Source organism: Faecalibacterium sp. IP-1-18, assembly GCF_023347355.1.
GTDB classification, from domain to species: domain Bacteria; phylum Bacillota; class Clostridia; order Oscillospirales; family Ruminococcaceae; genus Faecalibacterium; species Faecalibacterium prausnitzii.
Map to the genome: position 1 here is coordinate 438417 of NZ_CP094472.1, position 16814 is coordinate 455230.

17 protein-coding genes, 1 tRNA gene and 1 riboswitch are annotated in these 16814 nt (G+C 57.6%); of the genes, 9 read left to right on the forward strand and 9 right to left on the reverse strand.

What is annotated here, in order from left to right; all coding sequences use genetic code 11:
* Positions 1 to 900 (forward strand): RnfABCDGE type electron transport complex subunit B, encoded by a 900-nt coding sequence (locus MTP43_RS02100; RefSeq protein ID WP_055186233.1) that lies wholly within the window; start codon positions 1 to 3, stop codon positions 898 to 900.
* Positions 901 to 953: 53 nt separating this feature from the next.
* On the opposite strand, the gene MTP43_RS02105 is transcribed toward MTP43_RS02100, so the two are convergent.
* Positions 954 to 1916 carry a biotin--[acetyl-CoA-carboxylase] ligase gene (locus MTP43_RS02105; RefSeq protein WP_113620746.1) on the reverse strand — a complete coding sequence of 321 codons (963 nt, stop codon included), beginning with the start codon at positions 1914 to 1916 and terminating at the stop codon, positions 954 to 956.
* Positions 1917 to 2088: 172 nt separating this feature from the next.
* Between MTP43_RS02105 and MTP43_RS02110 the strand changes: the two genes are divergently transcribed.
* Genes MTP43_RS02110 through MTP43_RS02125 form a run of 4 tightly spaced genes read left to right on the forward strand, consistent with a single transcriptional unit; the run spans position 2089 to position 4675 of the window.
* Positions 2089 to 2634: an RNA polymerase sigma factor gene (locus MTP43_RS02110; RefSeq protein WP_236130706.1), complete on the forward strand. Its 546-nt coding sequence runs from the start codon at positions 2089 to 2091 to the stop codon at positions 2632 to 2634.
* The gene (locus tag MTP43_RS02115; RefSeq protein ID WP_249235028.1) at positions 2621 to 3097 is read left to right on the forward strand and encodes a hypothetical protein; all 477 of its coding nucleotides are present in this window, start codon (positions 2621 to 2623) and stop codon (positions 3095 to 3097) included. Before MTP43_RS02110 ends, MTP43_RS02115 begins: the two co-directional genes overlap by 14 nt.
* Positions 3098 to 3108: 11 nt before the next feature.
* On the forward strand, positions 3109 to 3843 hold the full coding sequence (locus MTP43_RS02120) for a hypothetical protein (RefSeq protein ID WP_015537319.1): 735 nt from the start codon (positions 3109 to 3111) through the stop codon (positions 3841 to 3843).
* Positions 3827 to 4675, forward strand: coding sequence for a hypothetical protein (locus MTP43_RS02125; RefSeq protein WP_015537320.1), 849 nt, complete (start codon positions 3827 to 3829; stop codon positions 4673 to 4675). Before MTP43_RS02120 ends, MTP43_RS02125 begins: the two co-directional genes overlap by 17 nt.
* Positions 4676 to 4774: 99 nt before the next feature.
* On the opposite strand, the gene MTP43_RS02130 is transcribed toward MTP43_RS02125, so the two are convergent.
* The 3 genes from MTP43_RS02130 to MTP43_RS02140 all read right to left on the reverse strand — a co-directional run bounded on the left by MTP43_RS02130 (position 4775) and on the right by MTP43_RS02140 (position 7466).
* Positions 4775 to 4850: transfer RNA gene (locus tag MTP43_RS02130), tRNA-Thr, on the reverse strand.
* A gap of 126 nt (positions 4851 to 4976) precedes the next feature.
* Positions 4977 to 5645: a hypothetical protein gene (locus MTP43_RS02135; RefSeq protein ID WP_015537321.1), complete on the reverse strand. Its 669-nt coding sequence runs from the start codon at positions 5643 to 5645 to the stop codon at positions 4977 to 4979.
* Between the two features lie 126 nt (positions 5646 to 5771).
* The gene (locus MTP43_RS02140; RefSeq protein WP_005923063.1) at positions 5772 to 7466 is read right to left on the reverse strand and encodes a M3 family oligoendopeptidase; all 1695 of its coding nucleotides are present in this window, start codon (positions 7464 to 7466) and stop codon (positions 5772 to 5774) included.
* 202 nt (positions 7467 to 7668) lie between these two features.
* Positions 7669 to 7765: riboswitch (THF riboswitch) on the forward strand.
* Between the two features lie 149 nt (positions 7766 to 7914).
* On the opposite strand from MTP43_RS02140, the gene MTP43_RS02145 reads away from it, so the two are divergent.
* Together MTP43_RS02145 and MTP43_RS02150 are read left to right on the forward strand one after the other, a co-directional pair.
* Positions 7915 to 8427 carry a folate family ECF transporter S component gene (locus tag MTP43_RS02145; protein ID WP_005923065.1) on the forward strand — a complete coding sequence of 171 codons (513 nt, stop codon included), beginning with the start codon at positions 7915 to 7917 and terminating at the stop codon, positions 8425 to 8427.
* 89 nt (positions 8428 to 8516) lie between these two features.
* Entirely contained in the window at positions 8517 to 9791 is a 1275-nt protein-coding gene (locus tag MTP43_RS02150) for a bifunctional folylpolyglutamate synthase/dihydrofolate synthase (RefSeq protein ID WP_005923068.1), read from the forward strand.
* A 52-nt stretch (positions 9792 to 9843) separates the two neighbouring features.
* Here the strand turns inward: MTP43_RS02150 and MTP43_RS02155 are convergent, their stop codons facing one another.
* From MTP43_RS02155 to MTP43_RS02165, 3 genes are all read right to left on the reverse strand, one after another.
* On the reverse strand, positions 9844 to 10383 hold the full coding sequence (locus MTP43_RS02155; protein WP_154251252.1) for a hypothetical protein: 540 nt from the start codon (positions 10381 to 10383) through the stop codon (positions 9844 to 9846).
* Positions 10358 to 10819 (reverse strand): DUF4430 domain-containing protein, encoded by a 462-nt coding sequence (locus MTP43_RS02160; protein WP_005923072.1) that lies wholly within the window; start codon positions 10817 to 10819, stop codon positions 10358 to 10360. Before MTP43_RS02160 ends, MTP43_RS02155 begins: the two co-directional genes overlap by 26 nt.
* A 75-nt stretch (positions 10820 to 10894) precedes the next feature.
* Positions 10895 to 11815 carry an ROK family protein gene (locus MTP43_RS02165; RefSeq protein ID WP_005923074.1) on the reverse strand — a complete coding sequence of 307 codons (921 nt, stop codon included), beginning with the start codon at positions 11813 to 11815 and terminating at the stop codon, positions 10895 to 10897.
* A gap of 180 nt (positions 11816 to 11995) precedes the next feature.
* Between MTP43_RS02165 and rlmD the strand changes: the two genes are divergently transcribed.
* Positions 11996 to 13423, forward strand: coding sequence for a 23S rRNA (uracil(1939)-C(5))-methyltransferase RlmD (gene rlmD, locus MTP43_RS02170; RefSeq protein WP_249235029.1), 1428 nt, complete (start codon positions 11996 to 11998; stop codon positions 13421 to 13423).
* A gap of 10 nt (positions 13424 to 13433) precedes the next feature.
* Positions 13434 to 13679: a DUF6061 family protein gene (locus MTP43_RS02175; RefSeq protein ID WP_015538088.1), complete on the forward strand. Its 246-nt coding sequence runs from the start codon at positions 13434 to 13436 to the stop codon at positions 13677 to 13679.
* A gap of 82 nt (positions 13680 to 13761) precedes the next feature.
* Here MTP43_RS02175 and MTP43_RS02180 read toward each other — a convergent pair whose 3' ends face one another.
* A complete protein-coding gene (locus MTP43_RS02180; RefSeq protein WP_249235030.1) occupies positions 13762 to 15984 on the reverse strand; it encodes an FtsX-like permease family protein in 2223 nt (740 codons plus the stop codon).
* Entirely contained in the window at positions 15974 to 16741 is a 768-nt protein-coding gene (locus MTP43_RS02185; protein WP_102287017.1) for an ABC transporter ATP-binding protein, read from the reverse strand. The genes MTP43_RS02180 and MTP43_RS02185 overlap by 11 nt, the downstream gene beginning before the upstream one ends.
* Positions 16742 to 16814 lie beyond the last annotated feature (73 nt).

Here is a 16814-nt window from a genome sequence, read left to right on the forward strand (position 1 = left end):
ATGAATATTGTATCTGCTGTTATCCTGTGCACCATCGTGGGCGCTGTGGGTGCTATCGTTCTGGTGGCCGCCGCAAAGTTCATGGCGGTGGAGGAAGACCCCCGCATTGAGGAAGTTTCTGCCTGTCTGGCCGGCGCAAACTGCGGCGGCTGCGGCTACGCCGGCTGTTCCGACTACGCCAAGGCAGTTGTTCTGGACGGCGTGCCCTGTGACAAGTGCGCACCCGGCGGCCCCAAGGCTGCTGCTGCCATTGCCAAGATCATGGGCGGCGAGGCAAGCGCCGTAGAAAAGAAGGCTGTTGTGCAGTGTCAGGGCAGCTCCGAGCACTGCAAGCCCGCCTACGACTACAAGGGCATCCAGACCTGTGCTGCTGCGGCAGCCCTGTACGGCGGCCCCAAGACCTGCTCCTTCGCCTGCATTGGTCTGGGCGACTGCACCAAGGTGTGTAAGTTCGACGCCATCCACATCGTAGACGGTGTGGCCAAGGTGGACAAGGACAAGTGCACCGGCTGTGGTGCCTGTGCCAACATCTGCCCCAAGCAGGTGATCATGATCGATGCTGCCGGCCCCCGCAAGCCGGTGGTCATGTGCTCCAACAAGGACAAGGGTGCTGTGGCAAACAAGCTGTGCACCACTTCCTGCATTGCCTGCGGCATGTGCGAGCGCACCTGTAAGTTCGACGCCATCCATGTTGTGGACGGCGTGGCACGCGTTGATTACGACAAGTGCAAGGGCTGCGGTATGTGCGCCCAGAAGTGCCCCAAGCACATCATCCTGTTCCCGCTGAAGGATGACCCCAATCCCCCGAAGCCCGTGGTGAAGCCCGCCGCTCCCGCTGCTGCTCCCGCAGCAAAGCCGGAAGCCAAGGCTGAGGCAAAGCCCGAGACCAAGGCAGAGTAAACTGTAAACCAAAGCCCGCCGTGCGCAACGCCCGGCGGGCTTTTTGTATCCGTTTATTCCGTCTTAGTGGGACGAATAGTCACCTCGCCGCAGCGCAGCGCCTCGGTGCGCCCGCCCTCCCGCTGCACCACCAGCCGCCCGGCATCGTCAATGGAAAGCGCCTGTGCGGCGTAGGTCTCGGTGCCGGTGCACACGGTCACCCAATGACCGGGCACAAAGCAGCGGGCGCGGTACTCGTCCAGACAGGCAAAGCCCGGGCACAGCGCCAACAGCTCCCGCCCGATGGCACCTGCCAGCGCCGCCCGGCTTACCGGGGCAGGGCCACCGGGGTACAGGCTGCCCGCTTTGGCAGTCAGCTCCGGGGGAAAGTCCTCGGCGGTGGCGGTCAGGTTCAGCCCGATGCCCACCACCAGCCATTCCAGCTGGCCGCTTTCAAGGTCTGTGCCGGCTTCGGTCAGGATGCCGCACACCTTTTTGCCCCTGTAATACAGGTCGTTCACCCACTTGATGGCAAGTTCCAGCCCGCACAGCGTCTGCACCGCCCGGCACACTGCCACTGCTGCGCCGATGGTGGCGGTCTGGGCGTTGGCGGCAGGCAGCGGCGGGCGCAGCACCACCGAGCAGTACACCCCCTTGCCCGCCGGGCTGGTAAAGCTGCGCCCCAGCCGCCCGCGCCCGGCGGTCTGCCCGCCCGCCAGCACTAGAGTGCCGTGGACAGCGCCTTCCAGCGCCAGCAGCTTTGCGGTGCGGTTGGTGCTTTCCAGCGTGTCGTACAGCTGCACCGGGGCGGGGTAGGGGCCTACCGCCTCGGTGCAGAAGGGGTCGCCGCCCAGCAGGCGGTACCCCCGGCGGGAGGCGGCTTCCAGCGCATAGCCCTGCGCGGTAAGCGCCGCTGCCGCCTTGTGCACGGCAGCGCGGCTGACACCCAGCTGCTGCGCCAGCTGCTGGCCGGAAATATATGCGCCCTCGGCGGCGCTGAGCGCCTGTAAAAGCGCCTGACGGGTGGTAGAAGCCATGGCGAAAATCCTCCCTGTGTGCTATACTGCTATTGTACCATATCTGTGGAAGAAGAAAAAGTTTGAAAATATTTTAGTTTTTTGCAGGAACTGCCGCCACTCTCTCGTATTAAAGACAGAAGGGCGGCGCAGAGCAGCGCATCCTGAACCGGAAAGGAGGCCGTGCAGCGCGTTGACAACACAGGAATTCAGCACGATGGTGCAGAAATATCAGGCGCTCGTGTACACGGTCTGCCACCAGCTGGTGCCGGATGTACAGGAAGCGCAGGATCTGACGCAGGAGACCTTTCTGGCGGCGTGGCGGGCCATCGACCGCTGCCCGCCCGGCTTTGAAAAGCAGTGGCTGGCGCGTATCGCGGCCAACAAAGCCAAGGACTATCTGCGCAGCGCATGGGTGCGCAAGATGAACACCCCCGGCGACGAGGTGCTGGCGCTGGAGGGCGCGCCGCCCGGTATGCAGCCGGAGCAGCAGGTGCTGGAGGCGCTGGGCGAAGAGGAGCTTACCGGAATGATCTTAAATCTGCGCGAGCCCTACTGCACGCCCTGCCGTCTGGTGCTGCTGGAACAGCACACTATGGCCGAAGCTGCAAGACTGTGCGGACGCCCGCCCAAAACGGTGGAAGCGCAGGTCTACCGCGCCAAAAAGATGCTGGCGCAGCAGATCTTGCAAAACGACCGCATACCCTGTGAAAGGAGGAGCGTACATGGAACTGTTTGACGCAAAAGGCTGTCTGAGTGAGGAAGGCTTACAGGCACTGGTCGGCGGGCAATTGGACGAAACGCAGCGGCTGGAAGCCGCCGAGCATCTTGCCTACTGCGACCGCTGCATGGACCGCTACACCGCCCTGCTGACCGATGATGTGCTGGAGCAGCCGCCGCGCTCCGCCCGGGGCGCGGTGATGGGCACCATCTGGATACGGCGGCTGATGCAGAACACATGGGGACGCGCCGCTGTGGCCACCGTAGCCGCCGTGCTGGCGCTGACGCTGTGGCGCGCCGGTACGCTGGAGCAGATCCTGCACACCGGGCAGCAGCTGAACACATGGCTGCCGCAGACCACGCAACAGACCGAACCGGAACTGCTGGGCAAGCCCATAGAGGACAAAAAGCAGCTGACTGAAAAACTATCCGATGCACTGGACGCGCTTTTGCACCACAGTGCAGACACCACTGAGAAATGAGGGAACTGATTATGAAGAAAAACGGGATCCTGACCCTGCTGTTTGCCTGCATCCCCGGTGCGGGGCAGATGTATCAGGGCTATATGAAGCGGGGGCTCTCGCTCATCACCATGTTCTGCCTGTTTATTATCCTAGGCAGCACCACGGGGCTGGACGCACTGGTAGTCGGCTGCATCGTTGTGTATATGTACAGCTTTTTCGATACCTTGAACCTCCGCGCACAGCTGGCGGCAGAAAAAGCCCCGGAGGACGATTATCTGGTGCACTTTAACTGGCACGATGCCCGCATGACCCAGTTCATGGGCGAAAGCCACAAGCTGGTGGGCTGGGGGCTCATCGCGCTGGGCGCGATCGTGTTCTACAACAACATCATCATGCGGGTGCTGGGCGATGTGATGTGGCGCTGGGGACAGGATAACCCGGTTTTCCGCGCCATCTACCTGATGCTGGATGCCCTGCCGCAGATCGTGGTCTGCGTGGCGCTGATCGTGTGCGGTATGTGGCTGGTGCGCGGCCCGAAAAACAAAAAGGGCAAGCAGCCCGCCGAGGAGGAACCCGAGGACTTCCACGCCTACACGGCTGCGCCGCAGGCCGAGGATGCCGAGGATGCCGAGGATGCCGAGGGCACTGCGGACACGGACGCCCATTTTGCCATGCCGGAGCTTTCGGCACTGCTGGGGAAACCGGTGACCGGTGCAGAGCAGGACGAAACCCCTGCGGAGGATGACGATGACCGAGCAGAATAAGACCCCCTTGACGGCACAGCCGGGCAGTGCGCCCGCGCCGGAGCAGAAACCGGCAGAAAAACGACCCGCTGAAAAGCCCCTGCGCCGGGTGGGCAGCCTGACCTTGGGCGCGTGTCTCATTGCGGCGGGCGTGTTCTTCCTGCTGTATTTCTTCGTGCCGGGCTTTGATGTGCAGCTGACCCTGAAAATTGCCCCGGCGGTGGCGCTGGTGCTGCTGGGATGCGAGGTGCTGTTCTTTGCCGCCCGCCCCGGCCGCTGGAAGTACGATTTTGTGTCCGTGCTGGTCTGTCTGGTGCTGATGGCGGGCTGCTTCTGCATGGCGATGCTGCCCCTGCTGTGGGACGAGTTGAGCGGCGAAAATCAGCAGACCATGAACCGTCTGAGCGCACAGGCCATTGACGAACTGTACACCGCCTGTAAGCGGGACGCGCAGGATATTGCCATCCGGGATATCAGCGGCAGGCTGTACCTGAGCGGCCCGCAGGTCGAAACTTTGCAGCAGGCCGCCGCCCTGCCCGCCGGGGATACCTGCCTGACCTTGACCGTGGAGCTGTTCGGCCCCTACGACAGCGCCGCCGCCTTTGCCCGGGACTGCTACACCCTGACCGCACTGGCAAAGCAGTGCACCGTGCCGCCGGAAAAGCTGCACTTTACATGGGATGCCCGCAGCCCGGCAGAAAGCAGCCTGAACACCGGCAGTCTGCTGTATACCGAGGACTATTCGCTGGACCTGAGCGGCGCTGTGCAGCTGGACTGGACAGAGCAGCAGATGGATCAGCAGACCGAGACCGAGTATCTGCTGGACGCAGAGAATATCCCCGACGAGGATTAAAAAATACCGCCGCACAGCTGTGCGGCGGTATTTTTGTAGTATGGCTGAAAGGATAAACGAAAACCGCCCCGAAGTCCTAAGACTTCAGGGCGGTTAAGCTGGAGCTGCTATCCAGATTCGAACTGGAGACCTCATCCTTACCAAGGATGCGCTCTACCAACTGAGCTATAGCAGCACATCACAGCTCGATAAGTATAGCACAGCTTTGCCGGCTTTGCAAGCTTTTTTTGCAAAAAATAAAAAATTAGTGCAAAAAGTCCCCGGAGCATCCGCAGACGCTCCGGGGACTCTGGAAATGCGTTTACTTTGCCAGACTGGTCAGGATGGGCTCGCACTGCTCTACGGTGGAGGAGAGCATCAGGTTGTAGGCGGTGACCATCTCTTGAATGGCGGTACGGTTCTCCTTGGTCAGGGCATAGCTCTGGGTGGTGCCGTCCCGGCCAACGAATACGGCGGTGACGCTCTTGGCGTTCAGCCACTCGCTCAGCAGGCTGACCTCCTCGTCACTCAGCTGGAACAGCTCCATGTCGAACCAGCAGCCCAGATCCTGATCGTAGCCGCCGCCGTATTCCTCGTCACAGGTAAAGGTGTACAGCTCGTCATCAGCAGATACGTTGACCGTTTTGATGTCCAGCTTCTTGCTGCCAACATAGGTCAGGATCATATTAAAGGCAATGCTATCGTCCTGCAAGAACATATAGGGGTACAGCCCGCAGGACTTTTTATCCATGCTGGCCTGCTCCTGCGGAGAGGAAAGATCCCAGCCGCCGGTCTCCTCGTCGTAGGTGACGGTGAACTTGGAAAAGGCGGCCTTGAGTTCGGCATCGCTGGGGGCGGCGTTGGTAGCCTCCACTGCAGCAGGGGCGGCGGGCAGTGCGGGCGCAGCAGCCGAAGCGGCCATGCCGCCGCACAGCATGGCGGCAGCGCACAGACCGGCAACGACGCGCCGGAACAAACGGGAAGATCTCATAAGTCAGCACTCCTTTCCATTTTCGAAGGGGGATCTCTGGCTTCAGTATATCGCAGCACGACAGAAAAAGCAAGAAAACTGACACGAAACGCCCTGCCGCTGTCACGAAACGATTTTCGCTTGTCTTTAGCCCACCTGATGCTCTTCCAGCCAGCGGGTCATCTGCTGGGCAATGCCCTTGACGCTGCCCTCAGCAAAAGGCACCTTCAGCCCGGCGGTCTGCAGCAGCTCGGTGTAGCTGGCAAGACCGGCGCGGCGCACCAGTTTGAGGTAGCGCTCCCATGCGTCCTTGTGGTCGTCAAGGCTCAGCAGGAAGAATTGCAATGCTGCCATGGTGGACAGGCAGTAGTCGATATAGTAGAAGGGGCACTCGTAGATGTGCAGCTGGCGCTGCCAGCCTGCACCGCGCCCGTAGAAGGGCAGGTTGTCAAAATCGATCCACGGGCGGTACTTCTTTTCCAGCTTGAGCCACTCGGCGTTGCGCTGGTCGGGGGTCAGGTCCGGGTTCTGGTACATGATGTGCTGGAACTCGTCCACGGCGCAGCCGTAGGCAAGGAACACAAAGCTGTCCTCGGCGTGGAGCAGGGCATACTTCTCGGTATCCTTGCCGAACAGCAGGTGGTGCCACGGCGCGGTGAGGAACTCCATGGCCATGGAGTGGATCTCGGCGCTCTCCATGGCGGGGCATTCCAGATCGGCAGGCACGTTGGGGTCGCGCTCGGCCACATAGCCCTCAAAGGCGTGGCCGCACTCGTGGGTCAGCACGTCCACATCGCCGGAGGTGTTGTTCCAGTTGGCAAAGATGAAGGGCGCCTTGTAGCTGGGCAGGCTGGTCATGTAGCCGCCGGACATCTTGCCGGGGCGGCTTTCCACGTCAAACAGCTCATTGTCCTGCATAAAGTCGATGAACTCCGCCGTTTCAGGGCTGAGCTCGTGGTACATGGTGCGGGCGGCATCCATGCGTGCCTGATAGCCCGGGATGGGCTTGGGGTTGCCGTCCTTGAAGATGATGGGCAGGTCGGTAAAGGTGGGGTGGGTGATGCCGGTGCGCTTGGCGCGCATGGCCATCACCTTTTGCAGCTCGGGCACAACGTCCCTTGCCACCTGATCCCGGAAGGCCTGAATTTCGGCCTGTCCGTAGCCGATGCGGTTCATGCGCACATAGGAAAGCTCGCTGTAATCCTTGTAGCCCAGCACCTTGGCCTGCTGATTCAGGTTCTTGACGATCTTGGTGTACAGTGTGTCCAGCTCGTCCCGGTGGGCGTCAAAGTAACCGGCCTCGGCTTCGTAGGCGGCGCGGCGCACGGCGGGGTCCAGATCCTCCTTGTAGGGGCCCAGCTGGGGGATGGTCAGCTGCTTGCCGTCCAGCTCCACCAGCGCACCGCCGTAGATCTGCTGGTACTGGCTGACCAGCGCGTTGAACTCCTGCTGCAGCTCCACGGTGCGGTCGTCCATGCCCAGCACGGCGTTCTTCATACCGGCTACGCAGGTGGTGCCGAAGTGCTCGGTAAGGGCATCCACATAGGGGTTTGCCAGAAATGCCCGGCTGATCTCCACACTGGCGTTGGTCACGGCGGGGCCGTTGGCATCAAAAAAGTCCTGCTCAGCCTTCCAGTAGGCATCGCGGGTGTCACAGGTGTAGTGGATGTTGGCCAGCTGGGAGGCGGTGGTGTAGTCCGCAAAGGCGCGGCTCTGCTCGTAGTACACCTGAATGAGGGCGTCGCCGTCCTGCGCATCGGCGGCCTTGGCGGCCAGCTGCTTGCACCGTGCCAGCAGGGCGTTGATGTCCGGGCGGGTATAGGTCATTTCGCTGAATTTCATGGAAAATTTCCTTTCCGGGGCAGTTTCCCCTTTGGTATCTTGTGTTCATCTTACCACGTTCTGCGCCAAAAGAAAAGAGGGAGACAGGCAAGCAAAAGTCCTACGTTTATACAACACTGCCAAAAATAAAAACGCTCCTTTGGCAAAGATGTCTGTTTGGGTGCTTGCAGTGCAGCAAAAAAAGGATTATAATGGCATCATCAACAGAGTAAGACCCTGCGCGTTAAGTGCCGCATCAACGGGGAGTTGTGCTGCGGACGAAGGTATTGACCGCGGTGCAGGGTCTGCATCCCGCTGCTGCATGGACTTGGGTGCAGGCGAGAGCCGTCTGCGGTTTTTGCCCGGAAGTGAATGTTGTTGGAATTCACGCCCTCCTTTGTGCGGTCTGTCACAGGGGAGGGCGTTTTTGCGTCCTGCCTGCTGTTCCTTTTTAAGGAGGACAACTACAATGAACGACAAAAAAACTTCGGTGCGTACCCTGACCATGCTGGCTTTGCTGGTAGCCATGAGCATCGTGTTCAGCCGGGTGCTGAGCATCTCCACCGGCTTCGTCCGGTTCAATCTGGGCAGTCTGCCGGTGCTGCTGGCGGCGGTGGTGTTCGGCCCCGGCGCAGGCTTTGCGGTGGGTGCAGTGGCCGATATCATCGGCGGTGTGCTGGCGGGCTACGCCATCAACCCGCTCATCACGCTGGGTGCGGGCGCCATCGGCTTAGTGGCGGGTTTTGCGTGGCAGAAGCTGAGCAGCCTCTCCACCAACCTGCGGCTTGCAGCCAGCGTGCTGCTGGGGCATTTTGTGGGCTCCATGGTCATCACCTCGCTGGCGCTGCGCCTGTTTTACGGCTATCCGTGGGCAACGCTGGCGGTGCGCATCCCCAACGCCCTCATCCTGAGCGCCGTGAACGTTGTGCTGCTGCGCATCCTGCTGGAAAACCGCAGCCTGATGAAGCTGGCAAAGAAGTAAGAGACTCGTAAAATGGAACACCGGAGCGTCTGCCGACGCTCCGGTGTTCCGAAATTTTTAATATTATTCCTTGAATCGAGGCAGTATCTATGAACTACGAACAGGCAATGGAATACATCCACGCGGTGCAGTGGGCGGGGCATAAGCCCGGGCTTACCCGTACCCGCACCCTGCTGGCTGCACTGGGCGACCCGCACAAAAAGCTGCAGTTCGTCCATGTGGCGGGCACGAACGGCAAGGGCAGTACGGCGGCGATGCTGGCTTCCTGCCTGCAAGCCGCCGGTTACCGGGTGGGGCTGTATACCTCGCCCTTCATCAACCGCTTCAACGAGCGCATCCAGATCAACGGGCAGCAGATCCCGGACGAAGCGCTGGTGGAGCTGGTGGAGCAGGTAAAGCCCGCCGCCGATGCCATGGAGGATGTGCCCACCGAGTTTGAAATCATCACCGCACTGGGAATGCTCTATTTTGCGCAGCAGCAGTGTGATATCGTGGTGCTGGAGGTGGGGCTTGGCGGCACGCTGGATTCCACCAATGTTATTGAAAAGCCTGCCTGCGCGGTGATCACGGCACTGGGCATGGATCACGTCAAGGAGCTTGGCCCCACGCTGGCGGATATCGCCGCCGCCAAGGCCGGCATCATCAAGCCGGGCTGCCCGGTGGTGAGCTACGGCGGCGCACCGGAGGCAGACGCCGTGCTGCGCCGGGTGGCGGCACAGCAGCACGCTCCCTTTACCGAGGTGGACTTTGCAAAGCTGCAAATCACCGGCGGGGATTTGGACGCAGTTACCTTCAGCTTTGACGGGCTGGACGGGGTGCGGCTGCCGCTCATCGGCAGCTATCAGCCCCGCAACGCCGCGCTGGCCATCACCGCCCTGCGGGTGCTGCGGCAGCAGGGCTGGAACATTCCGGAAAGTGCCATCCGCGCCGGGCTGGAGCAGGTAAGCTGGCCCGGGCGCTTTGAGCTGCTGCGCCACAGCCCGGCCTTTGTGCTGGACGGCAGCCACAACGCCCACGGGATGCGCGCCACAGTGCAGAGCCTGAAAGACCGCTTCCCCGGGCAGAAATTCGTCTTTCTGGTCAGCATCATGGCCGACAAGGACGTGGACGAGATGCTGGCGCTGCTGGCACCGCTGGCCGAGCGGTTCGTGACCGTGACGGCGCACAACCCCCGCGCCATGCCGGCGCAGACGCTGGCGGAGCATATCCGCGCCTACGGCTGCACCGCCGAGGCTGCGGACAGCATTGAGGCCGGTGTAGCGCGTGCGGAAGAACTGGGCGGCGAAGGCCCGGTGTGCGCACTGGGAACGCTGTATTTCTCCGGCGATGTCCGGCAGGCCTTTGCCAAAATAAATAAAGCATAAAGCGATGGGGTTACTGCAAAATGCAGTAGCCCCATCGCTTATATAATACTATTTATACCCGCAGCTGCTTTTTTGCCATTTGCAGCGCACGGCACAGCGGGCGGTAGAGCAGCAGCATCAGCACAAAATTGCCAACGCCGTGCAGTGCATCGTAGCTCAGGCCGCTGAGCCACCAGCTCAGGGCAAAGGCGGGCGTTTTGGCAAATAGATACACCGCCGCGCACAGCCCGCCGAAGCACAGGCCGTACAGCCCGCTGAACACTGCCCAGAAAAAGGCGTTGTCCATGCGGCGCAGCAGCCATGCAAGCAGCGCCAGCAGATACCACACATACAGGTACATCACCCACCACAGGCCAAAGCCGTACAGCACGCCCTGCAGCAGAATGAATACCGTGATGGCGCCGGGGGTCTCCCGGGGCAGTTCCAGTGCAAACAGGATGATGAGCAGGCTCACCGGCTCCAGATTGGGCAGACCGCTCATGGCCTGCTTGCTCACCACCAGCAGCGCGCCCATCAGGCCGCTGAGCACCAGCCGCAGCACCCGGGTGTGCAGCGCCACCGGCTTTTTACCCCTTGGTGTAGGTAAAGGCATAGCTGTCACCGTCGTGGAGTTCAATGTCGGCCACGCCCACGGTGGTCATCTCACCGGCAGCGTCGGTCAGGCACCACCATGCCTGGTCCTTATCATAGTCGGCAGTCTCGCCGTTCACGGTGGTCACAAAGCCGGCTTCGGCTTCTTCCTGACTGATGATCCCGGCCTCGGCCAGTGCGGTGCTCAGCTTTTCGCCGTCGGTTACGTTCAGCAGTACGCTGGAAACGCTGCCGTCCGCAGCGGTAACGGTGAACTCCACCGTGGCCTGTGCCTTACTGGCAGCGGAAGAAGCAGCCTCAGAAGCGGTCACAGAAGAAGCCACAGAGGAGGCTGCGCTGGAAGCGGTAGAGGAAGCGGAAGCGCCGCAGCCTGCCAGCAGGCAGACGGTCAGCACAGCACTGAGGGTCAGAACGGCAAATTTATGCAGAGTGTTCATGGTTCAAAATCTCCTTGTTTCGTGTTTTGCGTGCAGAGCACACGGCAGATATAGTACCATGAAACCGGCTGGAAATCAACATTTTTTCTGCATAGCTTCAAAATATGCGGCAGCGACGCCCACCTGATTGGCCTCGCTGCTGAAGGCGCAGGGCACGATCTGGCAGCGGGGTAAGCCCTCCATGTAAGCTTGTCCCGCCCGGGAGGCGTACAGTCCATCGTAGGCGCTGCGCAAGCTTTCCAGCAGCAGGGGCTGCTTGCTGATGCCGCCGCCGATGGCCACCTTTTCCACATCCAGCAGAACGGTCAGGTTGTAGATCTGCACCGCCACCGCGTGGCAGAACCGCCGCAGCACCTCTAAGGCCTCCGGCTCTCCGGCATTGGCGGCGGCAAAAAAGCTCCGACCGTCCAACGGGGCATCCTCCGGCAGTGCCTTGCGGGCGCGGTACCATTTAAGCAGATTGCTGGTGCTGCACTGGCAGGCCATGTTCTGGTCCGGGGCGTCCCACGCCTCGGCGTTGGTGTTGACAAAGCTGTACTCTCCGGCGGTAAAGTGCACCCCGCGTACCAGCTGCCCGTTGGCAATAATGCCGCCGCCCACGCCGGTGCCGATGATGAACACCGCAGCGTTGCAGCAGTCCTTCAGCGCGCCGTTTGCCAGCTCTGCCATGGCGGCGGCTTTGCCGTCATTTTCCAGTATGACAGGGCAGCCGCACTTTTCCGCCAGCAGCTGCCCCACCGGGGTGGCAGTGTTGTACAGCAGCGCTCCGCCGTTGGAAACATAGCCGGTGCGGTTATCCACAAAGCCCGGCAGCGCCATGGCAATGCCGCTCACCTCGTCCTTATGGGGCGCATACAGCCGGTAGACTGCATCCAGAAACTGCGCCTGCGTATCCTGCGGCGTGGGCACCGCGCCGCTGTTCGTGCGGTGCATCTGCTCATCCATGACCGAGTATTTGATCTCGGTGCCGCCTACATCAAAAACCATGATCTTCATCTTGTAGCCCTCCCGTAAACGGTCGTTTTCTGTCCCTATTATGGCAAATCATCGCGGGAAAGTAAAGCCCCGGCGGTAAAAAAGAAAACTGCAAAAAACGCACCGGCTTGCGGTTGCAATCCACCCCGCCCTGTGATATCCTGAAAAGAGAGTATCTGTTATATAAAGGAAGAAACTGCCATGGATTGCAAACTGCGTGCCAAAAATTGCGGCGGCTGCCCCCTGCTGGGGCTGGACTATGCCGAACAGCTGAAACAGAAGGAAGAAAAAGTGCGTGCTCTGGTGGGCAAATACGGCCCGGTGCACCCCATCCGGGGCATGGAGCAGCCTTACCACTACCGCAATAAGGTGATTTCCACCTTTGCCACCGGCTGGGGTGGAAAACTGACCTCCGGCATCTATGCGGCAAACAGCCACAAGGTGCTGCCGGTGGAAAGCTGCCTGCTGCAGGACGAGGTGCTGGACAAGACCATGCAGGCGGTGCGTGCTGCCGCCAACGCCTGCCGCTACCAGTCCTACGATGAGGACAAGGGCACCGGCCTTCTGCGCCACTGTCTGCTGCGGCGGGGCGTAGCCACCGGGCAGGTGATGGTGGTGCTGGTGACAGCGCAGCCGGTGCTGCCGGGGGCCAAGAACTTTGTCAAGGCGCTGCTGACCGAGGCAGCGCAGCGCGGCGTGACTGTGACCACCGTGGTGCAGAACGTGAACAGCCGCAAGACCAGCGTGGTGCTTGGCGAAGCGGAAAAGGTGCTGTACGGCAAGGGGTTCATTCTGGACACCCTCTGCGGCAAGACCTATGCCATCAGCCCGCGCAGCTTTTATCAGGTGAACCCGGCGCAGACCGCCGTGCTGTACGGCCTTGCGGTGGAGGCCGCGAAGTTGACCGGCAAAGAGGTGGTGTTGGACGCCTACTGCGGCATTGGCACCATCGGCCTGACCGCCGCCGACCATGCAAAGCAGGTGGTGGGCGTGGAACTGAACCGGGACGCCGTGCAGGACGCCATTGGCAACGCAAGGCACAACGGCGTAAAGAACGCCCGCTTCTTTGCCGCCGACGCCACCCGCTGGATCCGCGAAGCGGCCGCAGCAGGGGAGAAGGCAGACGTGATCTTTATGGACCCCCCGCGCGAGGGCTCCACCCCGGAATTTCTTGCCAGCGTGGCCCGCATGGCACCGAAGCGGGTGGTCTATGTCAGCTGCAACCCCGTCACCCTCGCCCGCGACCTTGCCACCCTGACAAAGCTGGGCTATAAGGCCGAGGGCTTTACCCCGGTGGATATGTTCCCGCATACGGAGCACGTCGAGACGGTATGTTTATTGTCCAAACTTAATGCAAAGCAACATATCGAGGTAGACATCCACATGGACGAACTTGATCTCACCGATGCAGAGAAGAAAGCCACCTATTCGGAAATCAAGGAATATGTGCTGGAGCATACCGGACTCAAGGTCAGCAGCTTGTATATCGCTCAGGTGAAGCAGAAATGCGGTATCATCGAGCGAGAAAATTACAACAAACCGAAGTCCGATGATGCAAAACAGCCCCAATGCCCGCCCGATAAGGAAAAAGCAATCAAGGAGGCGCTCAAGCACTTCGGCATGATCTAAGGAGGGCAAAATGAAGCGTTTACTTTCTTGTGAGTTCAATATGGATACTGCCTGTGTGGAGCTGAAATTTGCAAATGGCAGCATGATTGCCATTGATACGATTGCGGTAGAGAATGAGGTTGCCGATAATATATATCAGCGGTCAGAGCTGGACTGGCTGATTTACAACGATCCGGCAGCCTATGCAGATTTAGTTCTCAACGGCGACCCGGAAACATACCTGAAAACTGTTACAGAATATAAACCTTTGGACTGATTACCAGAGATAAAGCAAGCCGCCTGTGCGGGCATATCAAATGCTCATACAGGCGGCTTTTCCTTTTTGTACTGTGACTTTATCAGTTCTCCGAAATGGACCGCTTAAACAATATCCATGTACTTATGAAGTAGCATATCAGCAGTAAGAAAAGAATACCAATGATAATCCCTACTTGTACCATCAAGGCTCCGCAGCCAATATAAGCTGAGATTTCAGCAGAAACACTTTGAAGAAAATAGCCAATCACAATAATTGCTACAACGATTGCCGCTGTGATCGGCATCCCAAACCAAACACCAAGCTGTTTTAGAACCAAAGTATGCAGGTCCTTCTCTTCCACTCCCATTTTTCGCAGAACCGAAAATCTGTAGTTGTTTTTTTCTGCATCCAGGAGCTGCTGAAGAGCCAGCACGGTAAGACACATCACCATCAGAACAATTGCACCATAGATCAAGGACGCTTTTAGGATAAAGTTAAGGGCGATTATACGGTTCACTTCCGTAGTATGGACAGTTGTACTGTATCCTGCCAGATTGTCTTTATCAGGATCTTCTGGATAAGAACGCCCAAGAAGCTGTTCCAGCATTTCTGCCGTTTTGAAGGGAAGCGGATATTGGGTCATCACAAATCGGTTGCGCTGTACCGGAAGCAAGACTTGCGCTATTTCGTCAGGTATGATATACACCACATCTGTATAAAGATTATAGATGGATTCCCCCACAGGCTCCTGAAACACGGCGTTCTCACTGAGTTTCAGGGTGCCTGCGTCAGTTTCCAATAAGGTATGCTCAGCAATGTAGTTTTCAATATCCTTGTCCTCTGCTGCACGATGCCAGTGGGTAGCAAATTCATCCGTTTGTAAGATAATAGGTTCATATCCCAACATTTTCCGAACAGCGTTATAATCCTTCAGTGCGATCGCCAAGGGAGGAAAATTGTACTTTACTCGCTGGCGAAAGTCGCTTTGCTTGGGAAGATATTCCGAAAAAGTCAAATCGTCCTTTATCGCTATTTTGTTTTGTTCTATGAACGCAGTAATTTCTCCATAGTCTGTATCCGGAAGATTTTCCACTTCATAAACATCGTTGTAGCGGCTTGAAATTTGAATATCATAGACAGCCCGACTGTCCAAATAGCCCAGACTCCATCCCGTTAAAACCGGCGCAATGACAAACAAGCAGATAGAAAAAGTCAGGGTCACACAAATGATCGTCATCGTTTTCGTATTGGTAGCCAGCTTAGAGGAAAGCTGTCCAAACAGAAATAAACTCGTATTATGATATTTGCGGGACACTTTAGACTCCTTCCAGTATAGGAGCGCCGCATTCGATAAATACATGACTGCGGAAATGATAAACAAAATATCCGCAACCCCAAACAGCAAATATTGATTCAGAGTTGGAGCGTCAAATCCAAGGAAGTAGGCTTTTTCCAGTTCTGCGATGGAAAAAATCGGGATAGCGGTCAATACAGCACCAGCCAGAAGTCCGCAAAGATATCGGGAAAACCCTATTTTTCTGTGTAAAACAGCACCTGCGATTGCCCAAAGCAGCGTCAGTGCAGGGAAAAGGACATTCCCCCAATACATGAGCTTTACAGGAAGCGGATGTCTGGAATCGAAGTAAAAATGATATTTTACAGTACCTACCTCCAGCATCCACAGCAGCAGAATGCCATAGAAAATACAGATCATCGGCATCCATCTGCTTTTATGAAGCGGTTTTTCATTCTGACGGTTTGCCGTCATAAGCTCAATAATCCTGCTTTTGTTGAGAATTCTGACATTCCCGACTCCAACCAGAATCTGGCAAACAACAAAGAAGCCCACGGTCAACAGCACAGTATCCGGGAAAAACGACCAAGAAAAAGCGTAGGGTTCCCCAAAAGAAGCAAGCAGCATAGCCGTAATGACCTGAGAAACGACCATCCCCAGAAGGATTCCCACCGACACAGAGAATATGAGCAGGAAAAAAGTCTCTCCAAAAAAGAGCAGGCCTATGGTTTTTTGCTCCATTCCCAAGGTTGCCTCAACGGCAAACTCCTTTTGCTTTTTTCTCAGCATGAAACGATTGACATAGTGGATCAGAAACAACAAAAGCAAACTAATCCCGCAAATTGCCAGTTTCATACCTCCAGCCAGCAGGGAAATATTATATTCCGCACCAATGGTCGGATGATAATGGGTGCTGCTGATAGACAAAAACGCATAGAACAGGGTGACACAGAGTGTCATGGTCACAATATAAATCAAATAGTCCTTCACAGACCGCTTTGCATTTTTGAAAATAAGTTTAGCGTACATCGCTCGTGCCCCCTCCCATCATGGTAAGGACATCCAGGATTTTTTCAAAGAAAGTCCTGCGGGAATCACCCCCCTTACGGATTTCCGTAAAGATTGCCCCGTCCCTCATAAAGAGAATACGATTGGCATAGCTTGCCGAGAAAGCATCGTGTGTCACCATCAGAATCGTGGCTCCGAGATCTTCATTGATACTCTGGATCGTCGAGAGCAGCATCTGGGACGAGTGACTGTCTAACGCACCGGTGGGTTCATCCGCCAAAATCAGCTTAGGCTGATTGATAATGGCTCTGGCACAGGCGCACCGCTGCTTCTGGCCGCCGGACACCTGATAGGGGTATTTGTCCAGAATATCCGTGATATTCAGCTTTCCGGCCATTTCCCGCACCCGCCCATCAATCTCGCCTGCTGGAACCTTGTTGATGGTCAGCGCCAGGGCTATGTTTTCCGAAATGGTCAGCGTGTCCAGCAGGTTAAAATCCTGAAATACAAATCCAAGATTCTCCCGACGAAACCGGGCAATCTGTTTTTCGTTGATTTCCGTCACATCGGTTCCGTCCAGATAGATATGTCCTGCACTGACGGTATCAATGGTGGAAATACAGTTGAGCAGGGTAGTCTTGCCGGAGCCAGATGCTCCCATGATTCCTACAAATTCTCCCTCTTGAACGGAAAAGCTGATGTCCTGAATTGCTTTTGTAACATTTCCGCCATTTCCGTAATATTTTTGGATATGATCCAGTTTCAAAATTTCTTTCATTGTTATCACCTCTGATCTCTATTGTAAAATAAGAGTGGCTTCGTTTGTATCAAGTTTTCTTACAAAGTTCTAA

Coding starts and splice junctions, on each gene's coding strand:
- MTP43_RS02100 (WP_055186233.1), top strand. CDS start 1: ATGAATATTGTATCTGCTGTTATCCTGTGCACCATCGTGGGCGCTGTG.
- MTP43_RS02105 (WP_113620746.1), bottom strand. CDS start 1,916: ATGGCTTCTACCACCCGTCAGGCGCTTTTACAGGCGCTCAGCGCCGCC.
- MTP43_RS02115 (WP_249235028.1), top strand. CDS start 2,621: ATGGAACTGTTTGACGCAAAAGGCTGTCTGAGTGAGGAAGGCTTACAG.
- MTP43_RS02120 (WP_015537319.1), top strand. CDS start 3,109: ATGAAGAAAAACGGGATCCTGACCCTGCTGTTTGCCTGCATCCCCGGT.
- MTP43_RS02125 (WP_015537320.1), top strand. CDS start 3,827: ATGACCGAGCAGAATAAGACCCCCTTGACGGCACAGCCGGGCAGTGCG.
- MTP43_RS02135 (WP_015537321.1), bottom strand. CDS start 5,645: ATGAGATCTTCCCGTTTGTTCCGGCGCGTCGTTGCCGGTCTGTGCGCT.
- MTP43_RS02140 (WP_005923063.1), bottom strand. CDS start 7,466: ATGAAATTCAGCGAAATGACCTATACCCGCCCGGACATCAACGCCCTG.
- MTP43_RS02145 (WP_005923065.1), top strand. CDS start 7,915: ATGAACGACAAAAAAACTTCGGTGCGTACCCTGACCATGCTGGCTTTG.
- MTP43_RS02150 (WP_005923068.1), top strand. CDS start 8,517: ATGAACTACGAACAGGCAATGGAATACATCCACGCGGTGCAGTGGGCG.
- MTP43_RS02155 (WP_154251252.1), bottom strand. CDS start 10,383: ATGCCTTTACCTACACCAAGGGGTAAAAAGCCGGTGGCGCTGCACACC.
- MTP43_RS02160 (WP_005923072.1), bottom strand. CDS start 10,819: ATGAACACTCTGCATAAATTTGCCGTTCTGACCCTCAGTGCTGTGCTG.
- MTP43_RS02165 (WP_005923074.1), bottom strand. CDS start 11,815: ATGAAGATCATGGTTTTTGATGTAGGCGGCACCGAGATCAAATACTCG.
- rlmD (WP_249235029.1), top strand. CDS start 11,996: ATGGATTGCAAACTGCGTGCCAAAAATTGCGGCGGCTGCCCCCTGCTG.
- MTP43_RS02175 (WP_015538088.1), top strand. CDS start 13,434: ATGAAGCGTTTACTTTCTTGTGAGTTCAATATGGATACTGCCTGTGTG.
- MTP43_RS02180 (WP_249235030.1), bottom strand. CDS start 15,984: ATGTACGCTAAACTTATTTTCAAAAATGCAAAGCGGTCTGTGAAGGAC.
- MTP43_RS02185 (WP_102287017.1), bottom strand. CDS start 16,741: ATGAAAGAAATTTTGAAACTGGATCATATCCAAAAATATTACGGAAAT.